At 61.0% G+C, this 23,654-nt stretch carries 26 protein-coding genes; 11 read left to right on the top strand and 15 right to left on the bottom strand.

Features of this window, described 5'->3' with window-relative positions; translation table 11 throughout:
* Nucleotides 1–8: 8 nt before the first annotated feature.
* On the top strand, nucleotides 9–926 hold the full coding sequence (locus tag HU767_RS19535; protein WP_186730258.1) for a LysR family transcriptional regulator: 918 nt from the start codon (nucleotides 9–11) through the stop codon (nucleotides 924–926).
* Here HU767_RS19535 and HU767_RS19530 read toward each other — a convergent pair.
* Nucleotides 899–1,225: a DUF883 family protein gene (locus HU767_RS19530; RefSeq protein WP_053127069.1), complete on the bottom strand. Its 327-nt coding sequence runs from the start codon at nucleotides 1,223–1,225 to the stop codon at nucleotides 899–901. The two genes, HU767_RS19535 and HU767_RS19530, sit on opposite strands and share 28 nt — an antisense overlap.
* A gap of 153 nt (nucleotides 1,226–1,378) precedes the next feature.
* On the opposite strand from HU767_RS19530, the gene HU767_RS19525 reads away from it, so the two are divergent.
* Both HU767_RS19525 and HU767_RS19520 read left to right on the top strand, forming a co-directional pair.
* Nucleotides 1,379–1,594, top strand: coding sequence for a dodecin (locus HU767_RS19525; RefSeq protein ID WP_003177209.1), 216 nt, complete (start codon nucleotides 1,379–1,381; stop codon nucleotides 1,592–1,594).
* A 115-nt stretch (nucleotides 1,595–1,709) separates the two neighbouring features.
* Nucleotides 1,710–1,934 carry a DUF1161 domain-containing protein gene (locus HU767_RS19520; RefSeq protein ID WP_186730257.1) on the top strand — a complete coding sequence of 75 codons (225 nt, stop codon included), beginning with the start codon at nucleotides 1,710–1,712 and terminating at the stop codon, nucleotides 1,932–1,934.
* Between the two features lie 54 nt (nucleotides 1,935–1,988).
* Here the strand turns inward: HU767_RS19520 and HU767_RS19515 are convergent, their stop codons facing one another.
* The gene (locus HU767_RS19515) at nucleotides 1,989–2,990 is read right to left on the bottom strand and encodes an LLM class flavin-dependent oxidoreductase (protein WP_186730256.1); all 1,002 of its coding nucleotides are present in this window, start codon (nucleotides 2,988–2,990) and stop codon (nucleotides 1,989–1,991) included.
* A gap of 239 nt (nucleotides 2,991–3,229) precedes the next feature.
* Here HU767_RS19515 and HU767_RS19510 point away from each other — a divergent pair, with 239 nt between their 5' ends.
* Complete coding sequence (locus tag HU767_RS19510) at nucleotides 3,230–3,661, top strand: OsmC family protein (RefSeq protein WP_186708210.1); 432 nt, start codon at nucleotides 3,230–3,232, stop codon at nucleotides 3,659–3,661.
* A 149-nt stretch (nucleotides 3,662–3,810) separates the two neighbouring features.
* Nucleotides 3,811–4,044: a DUF1161 domain-containing protein gene (locus tag HU767_RS19505; protein WP_186730255.1), complete on the top strand. Its 234-nt coding sequence runs from the start codon at nucleotides 3,811–3,813 to the stop codon at nucleotides 4,042–4,044.
* Nucleotides 4,045–4,050: 6 nt separating this feature from the next.
* On the opposite strand, the gene HU767_RS19500 is transcribed toward HU767_RS19505, so the two are convergent.
* Nucleotides 4,051–4,476, bottom strand: coding sequence for a hypothetical protein (locus tag HU767_RS19500; protein WP_186708214.1), 426 nt, complete (start codon nucleotides 4,474–4,476; stop codon nucleotides 4,051–4,053).
* A 40-nt stretch (nucleotides 4,477–4,516) separates the two neighbouring features.
* Nucleotides 4,517–4,930: a hypothetical protein gene (locus tag HU767_RS19495; protein WP_186708216.1), complete on the bottom strand. Its 414-nt coding sequence runs from the start codon at nucleotides 4,928–4,930 to the stop codon at nucleotides 4,517–4,519.
* Nucleotides 4,931–4,988: 58 nt separating this feature from the next.
* Between HU767_RS19495 and HU767_RS19490 the strand changes: the two genes are divergently transcribed.
* Nucleotides 4,989–6,080, top strand: coding sequence for an aminopeptidase (locus HU767_RS19490; RefSeq protein WP_186730254.1), 1,092 nt, complete (start codon nucleotides 4,989–4,991; stop codon nucleotides 6,078–6,080).
* Between the two features lie 269 nt (nucleotides 6,081–6,349).
* Here HU767_RS19490 and HU767_RS19485 read toward each other — a convergent pair whose 3' ends face one another.
* From HU767_RS19485 to HU767_RS19475, 3 genes are all read right to left on the bottom strand, one after another.
* The gene (locus tag HU767_RS19485) at nucleotides 6,350–6,625 is read right to left on the bottom strand and encodes an HU family DNA-binding protein (RefSeq protein WP_003177201.1); all 276 of its coding nucleotides are present in this window, start codon (nucleotides 6,623–6,625) and stop codon (nucleotides 6,350–6,352) included.
* A 191-nt stretch (nucleotides 6,626–6,816) separates the two neighbouring features.
* Complete coding sequence (locus HU767_RS19480) at nucleotides 6,817–7,965, bottom strand: FAD-dependent oxidoreductase (RefSeq protein WP_186730253.1); 1,149 nt, start codon at nucleotides 7,963–7,965, stop codon at nucleotides 6,817–6,819.
* A gap of 25 nt (nucleotides 7,966–7,990) precedes the next feature.
* Nucleotides 7,991–8,158 carry a rubredoxin gene (locus HU767_RS19475; protein ID WP_003177199.1) on the bottom strand — a complete coding sequence of 56 codons (168 nt, stop codon included), beginning with the start codon at nucleotides 8,156–8,158 and terminating at the stop codon, nucleotides 7,991–7,993.
* Nucleotides 8,159–8,333: 175 nt separating this feature from the next.
* Between HU767_RS19475 and HU767_RS19470 the strand changes: the two genes are divergently transcribed.
* Both HU767_RS19470 and ubiA read left to right on the top strand, forming a co-directional pair.
* The gene (locus tag HU767_RS19470; RefSeq protein WP_186708222.1) at nucleotides 8,334–8,897 is read left to right on the top strand and encodes a chorismate lyase; all 564 of its coding nucleotides are present in this window, start codon (nucleotides 8,334–8,336) and stop codon (nucleotides 8,895–8,897) included.
* Nucleotides 8,897–9,787, top strand: coding sequence for a 4-hydroxybenzoate octaprenyltransferase (gene ubiA / locus HU767_RS19465; RefSeq protein ID WP_186708224.1), 891 nt, complete (start codon nucleotides 8,897–8,899; stop codon nucleotides 9,785–9,787). The genes HU767_RS19470 and ubiA overlap by 1 nt, the downstream gene beginning before the upstream one ends.
* Before the next feature lie 180 nt (nucleotides 9,788–9,967).
* Here ubiA and HU767_RS19460 read toward each other — a convergent pair whose 3' ends face one another.
* On the bottom strand, nucleotides 9,968–10,351 hold the full coding sequence (locus HU767_RS19460; protein WP_186730252.1) for a hypothetical protein: 384 nt from the start codon (nucleotides 10,349–10,351) through the stop codon (nucleotides 9,968–9,970).
* Nucleotides 10,352–10,504: 153 nt separating this feature from the next.
* Between HU767_RS19460 and phoB the strand changes: the two genes are divergently transcribed.
* From phoB to HU767_RS19445, 3 genes are all read left to right on the top strand, one after another.
* Complete coding sequence (phoB, locus tag HU767_RS19455; protein WP_003177195.1) at nucleotides 10,505–11,194, top strand: phosphate regulon transcriptional regulator PhoB; 690 nt, start codon at nucleotides 10,505–10,507, stop codon at nucleotides 11,192–11,194.
* Nucleotides 11,195–11,274: 80 nt separating this feature from the next.
* Nucleotides 11,275–12,561 (top strand): phosphate regulon sensor histidine kinase PhoR, encoded by a 1,287-nt coding sequence (gene phoR, locus HU767_RS19450; RefSeq protein WP_189674362.1) that lies wholly within the window; start codon nucleotides 11,275–11,277, stop codon nucleotides 12,559–12,561.
* 113 nt (nucleotides 12,562–12,674) lie between these two features.
* Nucleotides 12,675–14,015, top strand: a complete 1,341-nt coding sequence (locus HU767_RS19445; RefSeq protein ID WP_186708230.1) for a hemolysin family protein — start codon at nucleotides 12,675–12,677, stop codon at nucleotides 14,013–14,015.
* Between the two features lie 153 nt (nucleotides 14,016–14,168).
* Here HU767_RS19445 and HU767_RS19440 read toward each other — a convergent pair whose 3' ends face one another.
* From HU767_RS19440 to HU767_RS19410, 7 genes are all read right to left on the bottom strand, one after another.
* Entirely contained in the window at nucleotides 14,169–15,065 is an 897-nt protein-coding gene (locus HU767_RS19440; protein WP_186730250.1) for a M23 family metallopeptidase, read from the bottom strand.
* Nucleotides 15,066–15,302: 237 nt separating this feature from the next.
* Nucleotides 15,303–16,250, bottom strand: coding sequence for a response regulator (locus tag HU767_RS19435; RefSeq protein WP_186708234.1), 948 nt, complete (start codon nucleotides 16,248–16,250; stop codon nucleotides 15,303–15,305).
* Between the two features lie 169 nt (nucleotides 16,251–16,419).
* Nucleotides 16,420–17,181, bottom strand: a complete 762-nt coding sequence (phoU, locus tag HU767_RS19430) for a phosphate signaling complex protein PhoU (protein WP_186708236.1) — start codon at nucleotides 17,179–17,181, stop codon at nucleotides 16,420–16,422.
* A 113-nt stretch (nucleotides 17,182–17,294) separates the two neighbouring features.
* Nucleotides 17,295–18,128 carry a phosphate ABC transporter ATP-binding protein PstB gene (pstB, locus tag HU767_RS19425; protein ID WP_053127038.1) on the bottom strand — a complete coding sequence of 278 codons (834 nt, stop codon included), beginning with the start codon at nucleotides 18,126–18,128 and terminating at the stop codon, nucleotides 17,295–17,297.
* Nucleotides 18,129–18,292: 164 nt separating this feature from the next.
* The gene (pstA, locus tag HU767_RS19420; RefSeq protein WP_186730249.1) at nucleotides 18,293–19,963 is read right to left on the bottom strand and encodes a phosphate ABC transporter permease PstA; all 1,671 of its coding nucleotides are present in this window, start codon (nucleotides 19,961–19,963) and stop codon (nucleotides 18,293–18,295) included.
* 15 nt (nucleotides 19,964–19,978) lie between these two features.
* Entirely contained in the window at nucleotides 19,979–22,012 is a 2,034-nt protein-coding gene (locus HU767_RS19415) for an ABC transporter permease subunit (RefSeq protein WP_186730264.1), read from the bottom strand.
* Nucleotides 22,013–22,418: 406 nt separating this feature from the next.
* Nucleotides 22,419–23,417 carry a phosphate ABC transporter substrate-binding protein PstS gene (locus HU767_RS19410; protein ID WP_186708240.1) on the bottom strand — a complete coding sequence of 333 codons (999 nt, stop codon included), beginning with the start codon at nucleotides 23,415–23,417 and terminating at the stop codon, nucleotides 22,419–22,421.
* Nucleotides 23,418–23,654 lie beyond the last annotated feature (237 nt).

The raw sequence follows: 23,654 nt of genomic DNA, 5'->3' as shown, positions 1-23,654 counted from the left end.
CAAATAAAATGAGCCACGACCTGCCCCCCCTCAACGCCTTGCGCGCCTTTGAGGCCGCCGCCCGCCTGAGCAGCGTAAGCCAGGCGGCCGAACAGCTGCACGTTACCCATGGGGCCGTGAGCCGACAGTTGAAGGTGTTGGAAGAGCATCTGGGCGTCAGCTTGTTCATCAAGGACGGGCGCGGCCTGAAACTCACAGATGCCGGCGTGCGCCTGCGGGACGCCAGCACCGATGCGTTCGAGCGTTTACGCGGTGTTTGCGCGGAGCTGACACAAAGGACGGCGGACGCCCCGTTTGTACTGGGCTGTTCGGGAAGCCTGCTGGCGCGTTGGTTTATTCCTCGCCTGGGCAGGCTCAATGCTGACCTGCCGGATTTGCGCTTGCACCTGTCCGCCGGCGAAGGCGACCTGGACCCCAGGCGACCGGGATTAGACGCTTTGTTGGTATTCGCCGAGCCACCCTGGCCGGCCGACATGCAGGTGTACGAACTGGTGAGCGAACGGATCGGTCCCGTGATGAGCCCGCACTACGCCGGATTCGCTCGGTTGCAGGGTGCACCAGCCAGCGGGCTGCTCGATGAACCGTTGCTGCACACCACCTCGCGTCCACAGGCTTGGCCGGCCTGGGCACGGCAAAACGACCTTGAACCCCAGGCATTGAAGTTCGGGCAAGGATTCGAGCATTTATATTATTTACTGGAAGCCGCCGTGGCGGGGTTAGGCGTGGCGATCGCGCCCGAACCGCTGGTGGCCGAGGACGTGCGCGCCGGTCGCCTGGTCGCGCCGTGGGGCTTTGATGAAACCGCGGCGCGACTGGCGTTGTGGCTACCCAAGCGCGCCGCGGACGGGCGCGCTCGGCAATTGGCCCAATGGCTCAGGCATGAGCTGGGCCAACCGGTTCAGTCACCGCGTTTGCACAGCAAGTAAGCAGCCAGCAAACCCAGCGCACCGACCGCGACACCGGCCGTGGTCCATGGGTGTTCCTGCGCGTAATCTCGCGTGGCGATCCCGGTCTCACGGGTTTTCACCTTGACCTCTTCATAGGCGTCACTGAGCAGATGGCGAGAATGTTTCAGCGCGTTTTCGGCATTGGCCTTGAGCGACTTGAGGGTTTTACGCGACTCGTCCGAAGCGTCATCCTTCAGACTTTCCAACGACTTGAGCAGACTTTCGATCTCCGCTTCCATGCTTTGCAACGAGGCTTTGCGTAACGAAGTGCTGGCCATGGTGGCTCTCCTGCAGTGGTTGAGTTCGTGTGTGAATTGGGACTCCGACGGTTTGGGAAAGTGCAGTAAATCTGAACTTTCACCGCTTGAGCGGCCACACATGTAAGGCGAAAAATCGCTGCTAGGCTGTTAAAGACAACCAAGGAGAACGTTATGAGTGATCACCATACGTACAAAAAGGTCGAACTGGTCGGTTCCTCTCCCACCAGCATTGAAGACGCCATCAACAACGCCCTGGCCGAAGCCAGCAAGAGCCTCAAGCACTTGGAATGGTTCGAAGTCACGGAAACCCGCGGCCACATCGAAAATGGCCGGGCCGCGCACTTTCAAGTGACGATCAAGGTCGGCTTTCGGATTGCCAATAGCTGAGGTTCTTTGAACTTGCACGCTGGCGGAGTGCCATAGGGAGTGGCGATGCGCTATGGTCTGCGCATTACGTTTTTCCAATACCTGCCCTATTTGATCCGACCAAGGAGTGCGAGCGATGAAAACGTTGATGGTGGCCCTGGGGTTGCTGAGCCTTGCCGGTGGTGCGTTTGCGGCCGGCAAGCCCTGCGAAGAGCTGAAAGGCGAAATCGCAGCAAAGCTGGACGCCAAGGGCGTGTCAGCTTATACGCTGGAAATCGTCGATAAAGGCGCAGCGGCTGACGCAAAAGTCGTCGGCACCTGTGAGGGCGGTACGAAAGAAATCGTCTACAAACGCGGCTGATAGCGCGTTCAGTTCAAAGCCGACGCACAGCGTCGGCTTTTTATTGACCGCGATTCAGCCCTTCATGACCTGCGCCAGCAACTCGTAGGAGTGCAAGCGATCGGAGTGCTCATACAGGTCGCTGGTGAAAATCAGCTCATCGGCCTGGGTCTGCTCGATCAGCACTTGCAGCTTGGCGCGAATTTTCTGCGGACCGCCGACCATGGCCAGCCCCAGGAAATCGCCGACCGCCTCCTTCTCATGGGGCAACCAAAGACCGTTCATGGATTCGACCGGCGGACGCTGCACCAGGCTCTGGCCGCGCATCAACGCCAGGATCCGCTGGTACACCGACGTCGCCAGGTAATCGGCCTGCTCATCGGTATCCGCAGCCACCAGCGGCACGCCGAGCATCACATAGGGCTTGTCGAGCACCGCCGACGGCTTGAAGTGGTTGCGGTAGATGCGAATCGCCTCGTGCATATATCGCGGTGCGAAATGGGAGGCGAATGCGTAGGGCAAACCGCGTTCACCGGCCAATTGCGCACTGAACAGGCTCGAACCCAGCAGCCAGACCGGCACGTTGGTGCCGGTGCCGGGCATGGCGATGATGCGTTGATCCGGGGTACGCGGGCCCAGGTAGCGCATCAGCTCGGCCACATCCTCGGGAAAATCGTCCGCGCTGCCGGAGCGCTCGCGACGCAGCGCCCGGGCGGTCATCTGGTCGGAACCTGGCGCGCGCCCCAGCCCCAGATCGATTCGACCCGGATAGAGGCTTTCCAGCGTGCCGAACTGTTCGGCGATGATCAACGGTGCGTGATTGGGCAGCATGACGCCACCGGAGCCGACGCGAATGGTCGAAGTGCCCCCCGCCAGATAACCCAGCAGCACCGCAGTTGCCGAACTGGCGATACCGTCCATATTGTGGTGTTCGGCCACCCAGAAGCGGGTGTAGCCGTATTTTTCCACGTGCTGCGCCAAGTCCAGCGAGTTGTGCAAGGATTGAGCGGCATTGCCATCGGCGCGCACAGGCACCAAGTCGAGGGTTGAGAATTTCACGTCGGACAGCTGTTTCATGGGCCGGGATCTCCAACGGCGTTCCGGGCTTTTCCCAAGGGCAAAAGCCTGCCGTATCTAAAGGTGTGTGCCATTGCAATGTGGGCATATACCCGAGTTTCAATAGTTGCGACGAAATTTCCTACTAAATTCGTCGGCTAATCGACAAGGTGAACTTTTCCAGGCGGTCTATCCTCACAACCCAGACAGTTAAAAAACACCCAGGCGCGGCGTTCGCGCCGGATCTTCAGGAGGCAGACATGGCTATCATCAAGAAAGCATCGGCTCATTGGGAAGGTGACCTGAAAACCGGTATCGGCTCGATTTCCACGGAAACCGGCGTGTTGCGCGAGGCGCCCTATGGCTTCAAGGCGCGATTCGAAGGCGGCAAGGGCACCAACCCCGAGGAATTGATCGGCGCGGCCCACGCTGGCTGCTTTTCCATGGCCTTTTCAATGATCCTCGGCGACGCCGGCCTCAAGGCGGACAGCATCGACACCAGCGCTGAAGTGACCTTGGATCAGGTCGAAGGCGGTTTCGCGATCACGGCGGTCAAGCTGATACTCAAGGCGAAAATCCCCGGCGCGAGCCAGGCGCAATTCGACGAATTGAGCAAGAAGGCCAAGGAAGGATGCCCGGTTTCCAAGGTGCTGAACGCCCAGATTACCCTGGATGCGACGTTGGTGAACTGACCCATGAAAGGGTCGCAGCCTTCGCAGGCATTGTCGAAGGCTGCGATTTCTTGAATACGGTCGATCTGTTTACCCTGGCGCAATTATGATCGAATGAAGCCCGCAGTTTCAGCGCACAGGCAGTGCGCGCTGCCATGAGGAATTCGAACATGAAACGAGCGGCCCTGGTGGTCATCGGTTGCGCATTGGCTGCATCAGCCCTTGCAGCACCCAAATCCTGTGAAGAGCTGAAAGCGGAAATCGAAGCGAAGATCCAAGCCAATAACGTGTCGTCCTACACGCTGGAAATCGTCACCAATGACGAAGTTCACGACCAGAACATGGTGGTGGGCAGTTGCGATAACGGCACGAAGAAAATCATCTACCAGAAGAACGACCGCTAGGGATTCCTACGGAACGCAATTGATCTGCCGTTCCTCGGCGACGATTTGACGCTTGTCGTCATAGAGCCGGGCGCTCGGCGTGAATGCCAGGTTGCGAGCCTCCAGACGATAGCGCTGGCCGGCCTCGAAATGGTCGTAACGCACGAGCATGTAGCACATCCGCTCTTGGGGTTCGGCCTGCATGCCCAACCCACCCCCACTGAATACTTCGAAGTCGAAGCGCACTTTCAGTTCGTGGCTGCCCGGCGAAACCTGGAAGAACCGTCCGTCGCGCAAGCGCTGGCCGTCCAGGCTTTCAGCCATCAGCATTTTGCCGCCCGGCATGGGCGTAGCAAAATCAACCCACGCCATGTTCGGGTCGACCTGGGGCAGCGGGCTCGTTGCGCAACCGCTCATGGAGACCAGGGCCAGTAACAGCAAGGATAAGCGCATGATGAGTTTCCTTAAAACCAGGCCCTGAGCATAGCGCCAATCACGTTTGTTGGCAGCCCGCCGGCGTACCTTGCCCCACCACCTTGCGCTGCTGATCGTAAAGCTTGGCCCATGGCCGGAAACCAATGCTGCCGGCCTGCAGCTGGTAACGTTGGCCTGCGTTGAAATCCTTGAATTTCAGGTTCAACCGGCAATCGCGCCACAGCGGCTCCGCGTCCGGGCCGATGTTGCCGGGTTCGACGGCAAACTGGTAACGCACCGTCAACTCATGGCTGCCGGGTTGCACTTCGAAATAACGTCTGTCGACGGACATCTTGTCATCGACTTCCAGCGCCTGTAGCGCGGTGTCCTGCTGATTGCCCAGATCGATCCACGCTTGGGATGGATCGGGGTCAGGCAAGCCGGCACAACCGGTGAGCAACAACAGGCCACTCGTCAGCATCAACACGCGCATAGCGAAGCTCCAGGCAAGCGAGATAGTCTTGTGGGCAGACTTCCCAGGGTGATTCCAATTGATCAGGCCGCGTTCAAGCCATCGGTTACTCGACCGTGTTTTCCAGATTTTGTTTCCAGGCCTCCTGCTTTTGTTACTGAACGGTTGCGCTAGCGCCGGTTACTACAGCCAACTCGTCGGCGGGCAGCTGCGGTTGTTGCAGGCCCGCGAGCCTATCGACCAGGTCATTGCCGACCCCGCCCGCGATGCCCAGCTCAAGGCGCACTTGGCCCAGGCGCGTGAGGCACGGACGTTCGCCAGTAATCACCTGCATCTACCGGACAATCGAAGCTATCGCCTGTATGCGGATATTGGCCGGCCGTTCGTAGTCTGGAACGTCTTCGCCACGCCAGAGTTTTCCCTGGCACCGCACAACCATTGTTTTCCCATTGCCGGTTGCGTGGCTTATCGCGGTTATTACAGCCAGGGCGCCGCCCGTGGCGAGGCCGCGTTGCAGCGCTTGCAGGGCATGGACGTCACGATCGGTGGGGTAGAAGCCTATTCGACGCTGGGCTGGTTCGACGATCCGATCCTGAGTTCGATGATGCATTGGGGCGACGAACGCCTGGCGACGCTGATCTTTCATGAACTGGCGCACCAACGGTTTTATGTACAGGACGACACTGAATTCAATGAGTCCTTCGCCACCTTCGTCGAACAGGAGGGCACCCGGCAATGGCGCGCCAGTCGTGGGCTGGCGCCGGACAATGGCAAGCAGGTGCGCCAGCGCGACCAGTTCATCCAACTGATCCTCGATACCCGCCAGCGCCTGGAAAAGCTCTACGCCCAACCCTTGCCGGCCGAGGGAATGCGCCAACGCAAAGCGGCGGAGTTCGAACGCCTGCGCACCGACTATGAGCAACTGCGCGATACCCAATGGGCAGGCGACAAACGCTACGACGCCTGGGTCTATGCGCCCTTGAACAATGCACGATTGCTGCCGTTCGGGCTGTATGACCAGTGGGTGCCGGCGTTTGCGGCGCTGTTCAAGCAGAAGGATGGGGACTGGGTTGGGTTTTACGCGGCGGTGGAACAGCTGGGCAAATTGCCGATCGACGAGCGCAAGGCGGCCTTGAAGGTGTTGGCGCAGCCGAAGACTTCCGCGGACTAGGCCGGCGCCATCGCGAGCAAGCTCGGTCCCACTTAGGCATCTCCAACCTGTGGCGAGGGAGCTTGCTCCCGCTCGGCTGCGCAGCAGTCGTCGCTTTTTTGGGGCCGCTTCGCGACCCAGCGGGAGCAAGCTCCCTCGCCACGGATAACGGGCACCAAGCCATCGCTGTCTCAAACTGCTTGCAAGCCACACAAAAAAGGGCATGCCGATTCATCGGTATGCCCTTTCGATTGCTGCTTTCTTCCCCCTGGCCGAGGTACTCGTCGCAATTATGGGTTAACGCTGTCTTTCAAGAACTTGCCTGGTTTGAAGGCAACGGTGTTGCTGGCCTTGATCTTCACTGGCTCACCGGTTTGTGGGTTCTTGCCAGTGCGGGCGCCGCGGTGGCGTTGCAGGAAAGTGCCGAAGCCCACCAGGGTAACGCTGTCCTTGCGATGCAGGGCGCCGGTGATTTCTTCGAGGACGGCGTTGAGGACGCGGTTGGCTTGTTCTTTGGTGAGGTCTGCTTTTTCCGCGATGGCGGCGGCGAGTTCTGGTTTACGCATGAATGAAGCCCCTTTGACGGTTTTTTTGTTGTTATGTCCGTGCTGTTCTCTTTGGAACAGCCCCTAAGGCGCCGCAGGCTCTACTCTGCGGCAGACGGGAGTGAGGATGGCACGGTGCCGAAAACCGCGCCAGTGTCCGGAAGACCTTTGTGGGACCAAAAGTAGGGTTTTTGCGACAGAACGACCAGTATTTACGCCAGCAGGGCTGGAAGCTCCTTGTTCAGCGCCAGTTTCTCCATCACTGCCGTGCCCGTCAGCGCGTAGCCCAACAGATTGCCTTGAGCGTCTCGGCACAGTGCCTTGATGTCCACGCCCTGCCCTTCGACGCTCCACACGCCTTCGCTGCCTCGTGGTGGCGGCGACACGACCAATGGGCACACCGGGGTTTTTACGGTAATCGGCATGGCACCGTAACTGACGGCAGTCGGGTTGCCGGCCAGGGTTTGGGCCAAGGCTCGGGCGCAGCTCATCAGCGGCATGACATACAGCAGGTTCAAGCCGTCGACCTCGGCGCAATCGCCCAGGGCGTAGATATTGGCGTGGGAGGTTTTCAAGTGGCGATCGACCACGACGCCGCGGTTGACCACCAGCCCGGCGGCCGCCGCCAGGTCGATGCGTGGACGCAGGCCGATGGCCGAGACCACCAGGTCGCAGGCGATCACCTGGCCGTCGGACAGGTGCGCCTCCAGCCCATCGGCGACCTTCTGCAAGCGGTTGAGCACAGGGCCCAAGTGGAAGCGCGCACCGAGGCTTTCCAGCCCGGCCTGGACCGCTGCCGCAGCGGCCGGATGCAGCAGCGTCGGCATGACTTGCTCGCACGGCGCCACCAACTCGACTTCGTAGCCCCCCAGGCTCAGGTCGTTGGCGAACTCGCAGCCAATCAGACCGGCACCCAACAACAACACCCGGCGCTTGCCGACGGCCGCAGCCCTGAAGCGCGCGTAGTCTTCCAGGTCGTTGATGGGAAAGATCAGGTCCGCCGCGTCGCCCTGTACCGGCACGCGCACGGTTTCGGCGCCCCAGGCCAGGATCAGGTCGCGGTAATTCACCGCCTCCTCGCCGATCCACAGCCGTTTGTGGCCCGGATCGATACCGCTGATGCGGGTGTGGGTGCGCACCTCGGCCTTGAGTTGTTCGGCCATGGCCCCCGGTTCAGCCATGCTCAAACCATCGGCATCTTTGTTCTTGCCAAAGCCCGTGGAGAGCATCGGCTTGGAGTATGAACGACCGTCGTCCGCGGTGATCAGCAGCAGCGGGGTTTCGCTGTCGAGCTTGCGAAACTCCCGGGCCAGGTTATAACCGGCCAGCCCAGTACCGACGATGACGACAGGTGCACTCATGTTGCTCTCCATTTAAATGAAACGATCAGTTGATTTCGATCATTTCGAAATCCATTTTGCCGACACCGCAGTCCGGGCACAGCCAGTCCGCCGGTACATCTTCCCAGCGAGTGCCGGGCGCGATGCCATCGTCAGGCCAGCCGTCAGCTTCGTTGTAGATCAGGCCGCAGACGATACATTGCCACTTCTTCATTCCAATACTTCCTCGAGATGTCAGGCCTTGGCCGGTATTTTCCGGCTCAGGGCCGTTTTGTACTGATCGGTCGCGCCAGATGCAAGCACGATCGGCAGGCAGCAGGCCGGGCCGGTCAAAACCCGTGACCGACATGGTAAGCTCGCGGCCTCATTTGCTGCCATTCAAGACCTCTGTGCCGCATACAAATTCGATTTTTCCTACACTCCAATGGCTGCCCCAGCACCTGCTGTCGCCCCGCCCCGATGCCGGTGTACTCGATTGGTTGTTCGACGAAGGCTCCCTGACCCGGCGCCTCACGCGCCTGTCGGACGGCCATTTCAGCGTGACCCCATTGTTCGAAGGCTGGCAGCCATTGCGCGCCGACGAATGTGCCGCGCTGGACCTGACCGAGGGCAGCGAAGGTTGGGTACGCGAGGTGTATCTACGCGGTCGCGACCAGCCCTGGGTGTTCGCCCGCAGCGTGGCGGCGCGCAGCGCCTTGCAGGGTGACGGGTTGCAGATGGACGAGTTGGGCAGCCGCTCCCTGGGCGAATTGCTGTTTTGCGACCAGGCGTTCCAGCGCCGGGCCATCGAGGTTTGTCATTACCCCGAGGCCGGCTTGCCGGAAGACGTACGCGCCAGTGGCCTGTGGGGTCGCCGTTCGCGTTTCGACCGCGGTGCGTTGAGCGTGCTGGTGGCGGAAATCTTCCTGCCCCGCTTGTGGACCGTCGCCCGCGCCTATTCGGAGAATTGCTGATGTATGTGCAACTGCTCAAATCCTTGAATCGCCTGAACCCACGGGCATGGGACTTCGTGCAACTGACCCGCATGGACAAGCCCATCGGCATCTACCTGCTGCTGTGGCCGACGTTGTGGGCACTGTGGATTGCCGGTGAAGGCTCGCCGTCCATCGCCAACGTGGTGATTTTCATCCTCGGTGTGGTGCTGACCCGTGCTGGCGGCTGCGTGATCAACGACTGGGCCGACCGCAAGGTGGACGGCCACGTCAAACGCACCGAACAACGCCCGCTGGTGAGCGGCAAGATCAGTTCGAAAGAGGCGCTGGTGTTCTTCGCCGTGCTGATGAGCGTGAGTTTCCTGCTGGTGTTGTGCACCAATGCACCGACCATCCTGCTGTCCCTCGGCGGCCTGGCCCTGGCATTCAGTTACCCGTTCATGAAGCGTTATACCTACTACCCGCAAGTGGTGCTGGGGGCGGCGTTCTCCTGGGGCATGCCGATGGCGTTCACCGCCGAAACCGGGCATCTGCCGGCGGCCGCCTGGTTGCTGTATATCGCCAATCTGCTGTGGACAGTGGGCTACGACACCTATTACGCCATGACCGACCGGGACGACGACCTGCGCATCGGCGTGAAGTCCACGGCGATCCTGTTTGGCGATGCCGACCGGGTGATCATCCTGACGCTGCAAGGCCTGGCCTTGGGTTGCCTGCTGTTGGCCGGGTCGAAATTCCAACTGGGTGGCTGGTTCCACCTGGGGCTGGTGGCCGCGGCCGCGTGCTTCGCCTGGGAATTCTGGTACACCCGAGGCAGGGACCGGATGCGCTGCTTCCAGGCTTTCTTGCACAACCATTGGGCCGGCTTGGCGATTTTCGTGGGGATTGTGTTGGATTACGCGTTGCGCTGAAACCGAGCCCCTGCACTAAACTTTGGCTCATGCCAGCATTGAACCTTGGCTTATGAAAGCCTTTGTGGCGAGGGAGCTTGCTCCCGCTGGGCTGCGGAGCGGCCCAAGATTTTTGCGGTCGCTGCGCAACCGAGCGGGAGCAAGCTCCCTCGCTACAAAAAAGCGTCTCAGCGGGACGCGTTACTTAGCCTTGGCCACTTTCCAGGCGCCGTCCATTTTGCCGTCGCCGGTCGTGTCTCCGGCCTTCTTGTCCATCACGAAGGTGTACAGCGGCATGCCCTGATAGGCCCACTGCATTGAGCCATCATCGCGCTTGATTACGGTCCAGTCGTCCTTGGATTCATCACCCGCCTCAGCCATCAGCGGTGGCCAGTTAGCCGCACACTTGTCATTGCATGCCGACTTACCAGCCGAGTCTTTGGCGAAGGTGTAAAGGGTCATGCCCTTATGGTCGGTGAACATGCCATCCTTCTCCATTGCAGGATCGGCAGCCATCGCAACCCCAGGCAGGGCCAGAGCAGCTGCCATCAGCAGGGCTTTGAAAGAAACAGTCATTTGTTTCATGGAAACCTTCCCTTTGTAGTTGTCAGGATTCGGACTGAAAAGCGTAGTCCAGGATCCCCTCCCTTGCTGCAGGACGAAATAACTGTCACACGACTGCAATAATTCCGTTATCTAATGCGGCGCAAGACAGTTAAATGACAAGAGGATTACCCCATGGTTGGCAGGAGCATTCTGATCGTCGACGACGAGGCGCCCATCCGCGAGATGATCGCCGTTGCGTTGGAGATGGCCGGCTATGACTGCATGGAAGCAGAAAACTCTCAACAGGCCCATGCCATCATCGTCGACCGCAAGCCCGACCTGATCCTGCTGGACTGGATGCTGCCCGGCACGTCAGGCATCGAACTGGCGCGACGGCTCAAGCGCGACGAGCTGACCGGTGATATTCCGATCATCATGCTCACCGCCAAGGGCGAAGAGGACAACAAGATCCAAGGCCTGGAAGTCGGCGCCGACGACTACATCACCAAGCCGTTCTCCCCACGGGAGTTGGTGGCGCGCCTGAAGGCCGTGCTGCGACGCGCCGGACCGACCGATGGCGAAGCGCCGATTGAAGTCGGTGGCCTGCTGCTCGACCCGATCAGCCACCGCGTGACCATCGACGGCAAACCCGCCGAGATGGGCCCGACCGAATATCGTCTGCTGCAATTCTTCATGACTCACCAAGAACGTGCCTACACCCGCGGCCAACTGTTGGACCAGGTCTGGGGCGGTAACGTCTACGTCGAGGAACGCACCGTGGACGTGCATATCCGACGCCTGCGCAAGGCCCTCGGCGATGCCTATGAAAATCTGGTACAAACCGTGCGCGGCACCGGTTATCGTTTTTCGACAAAGGCCTGATCCGAGCCCTTACCGCCCGACAAGCTGACAAGGACGCGCGTCACGTGAATCAAAACTGGCATGGCACCCTGATTCGCCACATGTTGTTGCTGGTGACTGGCTGTTTGCTGATCGGCCTGATCAGCGGTTATTACGGCTGGAGCCTGGCCGCGGGCCTGGGGCTTTACCTGGCCTGGACACTCAAGCAATTGCTGCGCCTGCATGAATGGCTGCGCCTGCATCAACCCGACGAAGCCCCGCCCGACGGCTATGGCTTATGGGGTGAGGTGTTCGACAGCATCTACCACCTGCAACGGCGTGACCAGCGCGTTCGCGGGCGCCTGCAAGCGGTAATCGACCGGGTCCAGGAATCCACCGCCGCGCTGAAAGACGCGGTGATCATGCTCGACAGCGAAGGCAACCTGGAATGGTGGAACCGCGCTGCCGAGACCCTGTTGGGCCTCAAGACGCCCCAGGACAGCGGCCAACCGGTGACCAACCTGGTGCGCCATCCGCGCTTCAAGGAATATTTCGAGCAAGCCAATTACGCCGAGCCGCTGGAGATCCCTTCGCCCACCAATGACCGGTTGCGTATCCAGCTGTACATCACCCGCTATGGCAACAACGAGCACTTGATGCTGGTGCGCGACGTCACGCGTATCCATCAGTTGGAACAGATGCGCAAGGATTTCATCGCCAACGTTTCCCACGAATTGCGCACGCCGTTGACGGTGATCTGCGGCTACCTGGAGACCCTGCTCGACAACGTCGAAGAGGTGAACCCGCGTTGGAGCCGGGCCTTGCAGCAGATGCACCAGCAAAGCGGGCGCATGCAGACCCTGCTCAACGACTTGTTGTTGCTGGCGAAGCTGGAAGCCACCGATTACCCGTCCGACAACCAGCCGGTGCCGATCGACGACCTGCTGCAAATCATTGTCGAAGATGCCCAGGAACTGTCCGGTTCCAAGCAGCAGACCATCACCCTGGAAGCCGACCCGGCCGTGCAGCTCAAAGGCAGCGAGGCGGAACTGCGCAGCGCGTTTTCCAACCTGGTGTTCAACGCGGTCAAGTACACGCCGGAGCAGGGCCGCATCCATGTGCGCTGGTGGGGCGACGAGCAAGGCGCGCACCTGAGCGTGCGCGATTCGGGCATCGGCATCGACAGCAAGCACCTGCCGCGCCTGACCGAACGTTTCTACCGCGTCGACTCCAGCCGCAACTCCAATACCGGTGGCACCGGGCTGGGCCTGGCCATTGTCAAACACGTCCTGCTGCGCCATCGCGCCCGCATGGAGATCAGCAGCGTGCCCGGCCATGGCAGCACGTTTACCTGTCATTTCGCCCCGGCCCAAGTGGTTCGCACACGCCTCGCTCGCCCCGCTGATTGAAAGCGCCCCCTAGGCAATCGCCGAGTCAGCCGCTACATTGACTGACTTGCGCCTGCCTTTTCAGGCGCTCATTTTCAATTCCTACGACTATTCGGAACCCGCAAAACCCCATCATGGACCCTTCCCCTGGCTTGTCCCTCGTCACACTCTTCGCCGAATTCGGCATGATTCTTTTTGCTCTGATCCTGGTGCTGCTCAACGGATTTTTCGTTGCGGCCGAATTCGCCATGGTCAAGCTGCGTTCGACCCGGGTCGAGGCCATCGCCGAGCAGAACGGCTGGCGCGGGCATATCCTGCGCACCGTCCACAGCCAGCTCGACGCTTACCTGTCGGCATGCCAGCTGGGTATCACCCTGGCATCCCTGGGCCTGGGCTGGGTCGGTGAGCCAGCGTTTGCCCACATCCTCGAGCCGTTGCTGGGCGCGATTGGCGTGCAGTCGCCGGAAGTGATCAAAGGCGTGTCGTTCTTCACCGCGTTCTTCATCATTTCGTACCTGCACATCGTGGTCGGTGAACTGGCGCCCAAATCCTGGGCCATCCGCAAACCCGAGCTGCTGTCGTTGTGGACCGCCGTGCCGCTGTACCTGTTCTACTGGGCCATGTATCCGGCGATCTACCTGCTCAACGCCAGCGCCAACGCCATCTTGCGCATCGCCGGCCAAGGCGAGCCCGGGCCCCATCACGAACACCATTACAGCCGCGAAGAACTGAAGCTGATCCTGCACTCCAGCCGGGGCCAGGACCCGAGCGACCAAGGCATGCGCGTGCTGGCCTCGGCCGTGGAAATGGGCGAGCTGGAAGTGGTGGACTGGGCCAATTCCCGGGAAGACCTGGTGACGCTGGAGTTCAACGCGCCCCTCAAGGAAATCCTGGCGATGTTCCGTCGCCACAAGTTCAGCCGTTATCCGGTTTACGACAGCGAGCGCCAGGAGTTCGTCGGCCTGCTGCACATCAAGGACCTGCTGCTGGAACTGGCGGCCCTGGACCACATCCCCGAATCGTTCAACCTGGCCGAACTGACCCGGCCGCTGGAGCGCGTGTCGCGGCACATGCCGCTGTCGCAGTTGCTGGAGCAGTTCCGCAAGGGCGGCTCGCACTTCGCCGTGGTCGAGGAAGCTGACGGCAACATCATCGGCTACCTGACCATGGAAGACGTGTTGGAAGTGCTGGTAGGTGACATCCAGGACGAACACCGCAAGGCCGAACGCGGGATCCTGGCCTACCAGCCGGGCAAGCTGCTGGTACGTGGCGACACGCCGCTGTTCAAGGTCGAGCGCCTGCTGGGGATCGACCTGGACCACATCGAAGCCGAAACCCTGGCCGGGCTGGTCTATGAAACCCTCAAGCGCGTGCCGGAAGAGGAAGAGGTGCTGGAAGTCGAAGGCCTGCGGATCATCATCAAGAAGATGAAAGGGCCGAAGATCATCCTGGCGAAGGTGTTGATGCTCGATTGAGCATCAAACTTCCCGCAAGTTGAAGGCATAACCCGCTGTGGCGAGGGAGCTTGCTCCCGCTGGGTCGCGAAGCGGCCCCAAAAGCGACGACTGCTTCGCAGCCGAGCGGGAGCAAGCTCCCTCGCCACAAAAAAGCCTCCCGAATCTACAGCGCTACTGCTTGCCCAACGCAAAGTTGGGCAAGTCGCCCACCGGTTGATTGAACTGGTAGGGGATCGACACCAGCCCCAACCCGGTATTGCGCTGCACCACGAAATGCAGGTGCGGGCCTGAACTGTTGCCGGTATTGCCCGACAACGCCAACGGCGTGCCCACCGCGACCCGCTGCCCTTCCCGTACGCTCACCGAACCTTTCTGCAGGTGCAGGTAGACGCCCATGGTGCCGTCGTCGTGCAGCACCCGCACGAAGTTGCCCGCTGGGTCGTCCCCGCGGCCGGTCTGTTCGTTTTCGGTCTTGATCACCACGCCTCCCCGCGCGGCGATGATCGGCGTGCCGACGGGCATGGCGATGTCCATGGCGTAGCGGTTCTTCGGGCCGTAATGGCTATATTGGCCGTTGGCGCCTTGGCTCAGCCGGAATGGCCCGCCGCGCCAAGGCAGCGGGTATCGATAGGCCTCGGCGGCGCCTGCAGGGTCGCCCAGGGAATATTCGAACCTTGGGGTATACACCAGCGGCCGGCCGGGCCGGGTAGCCGTCAGCAGCGCCAGGCGCAGGTTGCTGCGTGCCGGCAGCACCCGACGAATCGGCCGGCTCGGTGCCCCGCTGACATTGCGCAGCCCGGCGAAACTCAACTCGATCTCCACCGGCGCGTACAAATCGTTGCGCACGAACACCGCGTCCGCGCCATTCTGCTTCTTGATATCGAGAAACACCTGGCGCTCCAGGCGTTCGACCATGCGGTCGCGGAACACGAACACCTGGGCGCCCCTGCTGGGACGGTCGCTATAGGACACCACGCCATTGGCATCGGTGGATTTGTAGATGGTCATGGCCATGGCCGGGGTGGCGGCCAGGACGAGACCACAGGCGAACAGCGACGGCACGAGCATGGGCAAGAATTCTGTCGATAAATGAAGGCCTGTACAGCAGCCTAGCAGCTGGGATGGACCAGCGTAGTCGACGGATGTTTCAAAATTGGATCAATGATTGTTGTTAAGGCTGATGGCCCCATCGCGAGCAGGCTCGCTCCCACAGGGGGATCTGCTGTGGACACAAATTTTGTGAACAACTGAGATCACTGTGGGAGCGAGCCTGCTCGCGATAGCGGCCTGAAGGGCGCCGCCGAATCAGGCGCCCGGTACGAAGTGCTTCTGCGCCGTGCCGCGGGCGATCAGGCGGGAGATGTAGTCGAGTTTCTGCGGGTCTTTGTCGACGAAGCGGAACGTCAGTTGCAACCATTCGCTGTCGGGCGTCTGCTCATGGGCGACGATGGCGTGCAAATAGCCGTTGAGACGCGCGGTTTCGGCGTTGTCGCCCTGTTCCATGTCCAGCACCGCGCCTTCGAGTACTTGCGGCAGGGTGTCGGAGCGTTTGACCACCAGCAGCGCTTCCTTGAGGCTCAGGGCCTTGATCACGCATTGCTGGGTGCCACTGGACAGGCGCAACTGGCCTTGGCCGCGATTGGCCGTCGAAGCGGCGGCTACCGGCGCCTTGACCGGTGGGCTGTTGAGCAAACCACGAGCCGGAGCAGCAGCAGCGGCGGGAGCGGCAGCCGGTTTGGCAAACGGATTTACCGCTGGCGCCGACGCAACCGCCGCCACCGGAGCCTTGCCGCCCGTCAGGGCGCTGAGGGAGTCATTGCCGAACGCCGAGTTCATCTTGGTCGGAGCGCTGTTCATCAGCGTGTCGAGCTTGCCGACCTTGTGCAGGGCCTGCTTGACCTTGGTCAGCAACTGCTCGTTGGTGAACGGCTTGCTGACATAGCCGGAAACGCCGGCCTGGATCGCCTGTACCACGTTTTCCTTGTCGCCGCGGCTGGTCACCATCACGAACGGCATGCCCTTGAGATTGTCCTGCTGGCGGCACCAGGTCAGCAGTTCCAGGCCGGACATTTCCGGCATTTCCCAATCGCACAGCACCAGGTCGAACGCCTCGCGAGCCAGCAGGGCCTGGGCTTTCTTGCCGTTCACCGCGTCTTCGATACGCACGCCCGGGAAGTAGTTGCGCAGGCACTTCTTCACCAGGTCACGAATGAACGAAGCATCGTCCACGACCAACACACTGACCTTACTCATCCAGATACACCTCTAAAAAATCCCGGCAAGCATACCGCTTTTACTGATGGCACATTGCCAAAAAACCTTCAGTCACGCCGGGACTTTTCGTTCGCGGGGTGCTGCTTTCGATGAAAAAAAATCCAAAAAAAAAGCCCGACCAGAAGGCCGGGCGCTTTTCTTGGCAATCTTACTTATCGTCAGTTGCGCCCGGAACATTAGCGGTTTCGGACAGGGTGCCCTCAACTTCTTCCTTCATGCGCTTGAGCCCCATATGGCGCACATCGGTGCCGCGCACCAGGTAGATGACAAGTTCCGAGATGTTGCGCGCATGATCGCCGATACGCTCCAGGGAACGCAGCACCCAGATAATGCTCAACACCCGGGAGATGGAACGCGGGTCTTCCATCATGTAGGTCGCCAGCTCGCGCAGGGCGGTCTTGTATTCGCGATCGATGATCTTGTCGTACTGGGCCACCGACAACGCCAGGTCGGCGTCGAAGCGGGCGAAGGCATCCAGCGCGTCGCGAACCATGTTGCGCACCTGGTCGCCAATGTGGCGAACCTCGACGTAACCACGCGGCGCTTCGCCTTCTTCGCACAACTGGATGGCGCGACGAGCGATCTTGGTGGCTTCGTCGCCGATCCGCTCAAGGTCGATGACCGACTTGGAGATGCTGATGATCAGCCGCAGGTCGGACGCAGCCGGCTGGCGACGGGCCAGGATACGCAGGCACTCTTCGTCGATGTTGCGTTCCATCTGGTTGATCTGGTCATCGATTTCGCGCACCTGCTGGGCCAGGCCGGAGTCGGCCTCGATCAGCGCGGTCACCGCGTCGTTGACCTGCTTTTCCACCAGCCCGCCCATGGCCAGCAAGTGACTGCGCACTTCCTCAAGCTCGGCATTGAACTGTGCGGAAATGTGGTGAGTAAGGCCTTCCTTCGAAATCATGGTTTTGCTCCGCAAAAGCTGTGAGCTGCAAGCTACAAGCTGCAAGCTGATGTGTGTCGTTACTCGGTTCGCTTTTACTTGCCGCTTGCAGCTTGACGCTGGCGGCTCTACGGCTAGCCGTAGCGACCCGTGATGTAGTCTTCGGTCTGTTTCTTGGCCGGATTGGTGAACAGCGTATCGGTATCGCCAAATTCCACCAGTTTGCCCATGTACATGAACGCGGTGTAGTCGGACACCCGCGCCGCCTGCTGCATGTTGTGGGTCACGATGACGATGGTGAACTTGGACTTGAGCTCGTAGATCAGCTCTTCGACTTTCAGCGTCGAGATCGGGTCCAGCGCCGAGCAAGGTTCGTCGAGCAGCAGCACTTCCGGCTCCACGGCGATGGTACGGGCGATCACCAGGCGCTGCTGCTGACCACCGGACAGGCCCAGGGCCGACTCATGCAGACGGTCCTTGACCTCATCCCACAGTGCCGCGCCCTTGAGGGCCCATTCCACGGCTTCGTCGAGGACGCGCTTTTTGTTGATGCCCTGGATGCGCAGGCCGTAGACCACGTTCTCGTAGATGGTTTTCGGAAACGGGTTAGGCTTCTGGAACACCATGCCGACGCGACGACGCAGCTCGGCCACGTCTTCGCCCTTGCGGTAGATGTTGTTGCCGTAGAGGTTGATTTCACCTTCGACGCGGCAGCCGTCCACCAGATCGTTCATGCGGTTGAAGGTGCGCAGCAAGGTCGACTTGCCGCAACCCGACGGGCCGATGAACGCGGTGACGCGCTGTTTCGGGATATTCAGGCTGACGTCGTACAGTGCCTGTTTCTCGCCGTAGAACAGGTTCAGGCCGGGCACTTCGATGGCGACGGTTTCCTGGGCCAGGTCCAGGCTCTGCTTGTCGCGGCCCAGGGCCGACATGTTGATGCCGTGTGTATGTGCTTCGTGTTGCATGGGAGGCTCCCTGTGCTAACAAATTCGGTTTGGTTGGCCACCCGAGTGGCCACGCCAATCTGTGTATTTGTGGGAGCGGGCTTGCTCGCGAAAGCGGTGTCTCAGCTTGCATCTCTATTGGATGTGCCGCCGTCTTCGCGAGCAAGCCCGCTCCCACATGAAAATCAACTATCCAGTGCTTTGTATTTTTCGCGCAGGTGGTTACGGATCCACACCGCCGACAGGTTGAGGGTGGCGATCACCAGCACCAGCAGCAGTGCCGTGGCGTAGACCAACGGCCGCGCTGCCTCGACGTTCGGGCTCTGGAAGCCGACGTCATAGATATGGAAGCCCAGGTGCATGATCTTCTGGTCTAGGTGCAGGTACGGGTAGTTACCGTCCAGCGGCAGCGACGGGGCCAGCTTCACCACGCCCACCAGCATCAACGGTGCCACTTCACCGGCGGCACGGGCCACGGCAAGGATCATCCCGGTCATCATCGCCGGGCTCGCCATCGGCAGGACGATTTTCCACAAGGTCTCGGCCTTGGTCGCGCCGAGGGCCAGGGAGCCTTCGCGCACGGTGCGCGGGATCCGCGCCAGGCCTTCTTCAGTGGCCACGATCACCACCGGCACCGCCAGCAGCGCCAGGGTCAGGGACGCCCAGAGCAGGCCCGGGGTGCCGAAGGTCGGCGCCGGCAAGGCTTCGGGGAAGAACAAACGGTCGACCGAACCGCCCAGCACATAGACGAAGAAACCCAGGCCGAACACACCGTAGACAATGGCCGGAACGCCGGCGAGGTTGTTCACCGCGATGCGGATCAAGCGGGTCATCGTGCCTTGGCGGGCATATTCACGCAGGTAGACAGCTGCCAGCACACCAAACGGCGTGACGATCATCGCCATGATCAGGGTCATCATCACGGTGCCGAAAATCGCCGGGAAGATGCCACCTTCGGTGTTGGCTTCACGAGGGTCGTCGCTGAGGAATTCCCAGACCTTGCTGAAATAGAAACCCATCTTGGTGAACGTGCCCATGCCGTTTGGCTGGTAGGCGTGCACCACTTTGCCGATTTCGATTTCCACTTCCTTGCCGTTGGCATCGCGGGCCGTCAGGCTGTCGCGGTTGAACTGCGCATGCAGGTCGGCCAGGCGCGCTTCGATGTCCTTGTAGCGGGCGTTGAGTTCGGCGCGTTCGCTTTCCAGGTCGGCCTGGGCGGCGGCGTCGAGCTTGCCGTCCAGTTCCAATTTGCGACCGTGCAGGCGGATACGCTCCAGGCCGGCGTTGATGGCGCCGATGTCGACTTTTTCCAGGGTCTTGAGCTCGGCGGCCAACTGGTTGACGCGCTGTACCCGAGCCTGCAGTTGCGGCCAGGCGGCCTCGCCTTCGGCGATGACCTTGCCGCCTTCCTTGACGTTGACCAGGTAGCCGTAGAAATTGCCCCACTCACGACGCTCGATGGCCATCAGTTCCGGCGGCGTCGTCTGGTTGGTCAGCCAATCGCCGACGATCCAGGTGAAGTCGGTGCCGTTCAGGTCGCGGTTGCCGACCTTGATCAGTTCGCGGGTCATGAACTCGGGGCCTTCGTCCGGCACCGGCAGGCCGGCGCTTTTCAGGCGCTCACGAGGCACTTCTTCTTTCTGTACGACTTCGCCGACCACCAGGTGCGCAGGCATGCCCGGTACGTTGTAGCTGGCGTGGATCAGGTCCGCCGGCCAGAAGTGGCCCAGGCCGCGCACGGCGATCACCGCCAGCAGGCCAATGGTCATGATGACCGCGATGGACACTGCGCCACCGCTGATCCAGACGCCGGGGGCGCCGCTCTTGAACCATCCTTTCAGGGAGTTCTGTTTCACAGACTTCTACCTTTCTTAAAGCGACGAATATTTCTTGCGCAGACGCTGACGGATCAGCTCGGCGAGGGTGTTCATGACGAAGGTGAACAACAGCAGCACCAGGGCCGACAGGAACAGCACGCGGTAATGGCTGCCGCCGACTTCGGATTCCGGCATCTCCACCGCCACGTTGGCCGCCAAGGTGCGCAGGCCTTCGAACAGGTTCATTTCCATGACCGGCGTGTTACCGGTGGCCATCAACACGATCATGGTCTCGCCCACTGCACGGCCCATGCCGATCATCAACGCCGAGAAAATGCCCGGGCTGGCGGTGAGGATCACCACGCGAGTCATGGTCTGCCATGGCGTGGCACCGAGGGCCAGGGAGCCCAGGGTCAGGCCGCGCGGCACGCTGAACACGGCGTCTTCGGCGATGGAGTAGATGTTCGGGATCACCGCGAAGCCCATCGCCAGGCCGACCACCAAGGCGTTGCGCTGGTCGTAGGTGATGCCCAGGTCATGGGAGATCCACATGCGCATGTCGCCGCCGAAGAACCAGGTTTCCATGTACGGGCTCATGTACAGCGAGAGCCAGCCCACGAACAGGATCACCGGGATCAACAGGGCGCTTTCCCAACCGTCCGGCACTCGCAAGCGAATGGATTCCGGCAGGCGACTGAAGGTGAAACCGGCGACCAGGATGCCGACGGGCAGCAACATCAGCAGACTGAAGATGCCCGGCAGGTGCCCTTCGACGTACGGCGCCAGGAACAGGCCGGCGAAGAAACCAAGGATCACCGTCGGCATCGCTTCCATCAGCTCGATCACCGGCTTGACCTTGCGACGCATGCCCGGGGCCATGAAGTAGGCGGTGTAGATCGCCGCGGCCACCGCCAGCGGCGCAGCCAGGAGCATCGCGTAGAACGCCGCTTTCAGGGTACCGAAGGTCAGCGGCGAAAGGCTCAGCTTGGGTTCGAAGTCGGTGTTGGCGGCGGTCGATTGCCAGACGTATTTAGGTTCGTCGTAGTTTTCGTACCAGACCTTGCTCCACAACGCGCTCCAGGACACTTCCGGGTGCGGGTTGTCCAGGGTCAACGGTTGCAGCTTGCCGCCCTGCTCGACGATCAGGCGGTTGGCCCGTGGCGACAGGCCGAACAAGCCTTGGCCATCGACCACTTGGTCCACCAGCAGGGTGCGGTGGGCGGTGCTGTGGAACACACCGAGCTTGCCGGCGGTGTCGAGTGCCACGAAACCTTTGCGACGTTCTTCGGCGCTGATCTCGACGATGGGCGCGCTGCCCATCTGGAAGGTACGAATCTGTTTGAAACGCAGCTCGCCGTCCGGGTCGCGGGCCATGAACCACTGGGCCAGGCCGCCCTTGGAGTCGCCGATGATCAGCGAGATCCCGCCGACCAACTGGGTGGCGGCGGTGACTTGGGCCTCGCCGTTCTCCAGCAGTTTGTAGCGACCGTTGAGGCTCTTGTCCCGCAGGCTGAACACATCGGCCTGGGCGCGACCGTTGACCACGTACAACCATTGCTGGCGCGGGTCGACGAAAATGTTCTTCACTGGCTCGGTCATCTGCGGCAGATCGATACGCGTCTGCTCGCTGGTGACTTCGCCGGTCATCATGTTTTCTTCGCTGGTGAGCGACAGTACATACAGCTGGGCGCCGCTGGAGCCGGCCAGCAACAGGGTCGAATCGGTGGCGTTGAGGCTGACGTGCTCCAAAGGCGCGCCCTGCTCGTTCAACGCTATCGGCGCCTCGCCGTAAGGGTATTCGATGGCGGGCGAAATGGTTTTCTTGCCGTCGGGATAGCTGACTTTATAGGTGTGGCGGAACACCAGGGCCTGGCCGTTGGACAGGCCGATCGCCACCAGTGGGCTGCCGGGTTGGTCTTCCGCGATGGAGACCACAGTGGCGCCGGCAGGAACCGGCAGGTCGACACGGCGCAGTTCGGCGCCGCTGTCGAGTTCGTAGAACAGTGCCTGGCCCTTGTCGGAAACGCGCATGGCCACTTGGTTCTGTTCTTCGATGGCGATCATCAGCGGTTTGCCGGCGTCTTGCATCCAGGCCGGGGTGATCGAATCCTTGGCGGTCAGGTCCGCACCCTGGAACAGGGGCAGCACCACGTAGGCCAGGAAAAAGAAAATCAGCGTAATGGCTGCCAGGACGGCGAGACCGCCGACCAGCACGTACCAGCGGGTCAGGCGATCCTTGAGCGCGCGGATGCGGCGCTTGCGTTGCAGCTCAGGCGTATTGAAGTCAATGCGCTTGGGAGGGGAAGTCGTAGTCATTGTGGAGTTGGCCAGATCATTCATGCGCACACCCTAGCGATCCTGTATGACAGAAAGATGACAGTGAAGTGACGCAACAAATCCGCCGCCAGCTAGAAGCGGCAGCGGATGGGAAAATTGGGCGGTGGCAGTGGTGTCCACTCCCACCGCAGCCCGGGCGTTGGCCCGGACTCAGGTATTACTTCTTGGCGACGCTGCCGCCTTCCGACAGACCCAGGTCAGCCAGTGCCTTGGCGGCTACTTTGGCTGGCAGTGGGATGTAGCCGTCCTTGACTACGACTTCCTGGCCTTGTTTGGACAGGATCAGCTTCACGAACTCGGCTTCCAGCGGGGCCAGAGGCTTGTTCGGCGCCTTGTTGACGTACACGTAGAGGAAACGCGACAGCGGGTACTTGCCGTTCAGGGCGTTTTCTTCGGTGTCCTCGACGAACTCGCCGCCTTCTTTCTTGGCCAGGGCAACGGTTTTCACGCTGGCGGTCTTGTAGCCGATACCCGAGTAGCCGACGCCGTTAAGCGAGCTGCTGATCGACTGCACAACCGAAGCCGAACCAGGCTGTTCGTTGACGTTTGGCTTGTAGTCGCCTTTGCACAGGGCTTCTTCCTTGAAGTAGCCGTAGGTGCCGGATACCGAGTTACGACCGAACAGCTGGACCGGCTTGTTGGCCAGGTCGCCGGTCACGCCCAGGTCGCCCCAGGTCTTGACGTCAGCCTTGGCGCCGCACAGGCGAGTCGAGGAGAAGATCGCATCGACCTGAGCCATGGTCAGGTGCTTGATCGGGTTGTCCTTGTGCACGAATACGGCCAGGGCGTCCACGGCTACCGGGATAGCGGTTGGCTTGTAGCCGTATTTGGTTTCGAAGGCCTGCAGCTCGTTGTCCTTCATCTTGCGGCTCATCGGGCCCAGGTTGGCGGTGCCTTCGGTGAGTGCGGGCGGCGCGGTAGAGGAACCGGCGGCCTGAATCTGGATGTTTACGTTCGGGTATTCTTTCTTGTAGTTCTCGGCCCACAAGGTCATCAGGTTGGCCAGGGTATCGGAGCCGACGCTGGAGAGGTTGCCCGATACACCAGTGGTCTTGGTGTAGCTCGGGATCGCAGGGTCAACAGCGGCAACCGCGTTGGCAGTCGCAACGCCAGCAGCGACAAACGTCATTGCCGCCATCAAACGCTTCAGTTTCATGCCTTACTCCTAGCAGATAGGGTGTGTTAAGTCGGCAAAGTATCGGTAAGCCGTATGAACACTCTATGGCTGAAATATGACAATTGGATGAAAGGCCAGCATTGAGTTTTGCAGGATGATTCTTGTGGCGAGGGAGCTTGCTCCCGCTTGAGTGCGCAGCACTCACGGGGTCGCTGCGCAACCCAGCGGGAGCAAGCTCCCTCGCCACAATGAACACACCTGCCCTAGGTGGGCAGC

Source organism: Pseudomonas sp. SWRI179 (genome assembly GCF_014268705.1).
Classification (GTDB): domain Bacteria; phylum Pseudomonadota; class Gammaproteobacteria; order Pseudomonadales; family Pseudomonadaceae; genus Aquipseudomonas; species Aquipseudomonas zanjanensis.
Note: the sequence above shows the minus strand (reverse complement) of the source record. Positions and strands in the feature narration are given on the sequence as shown.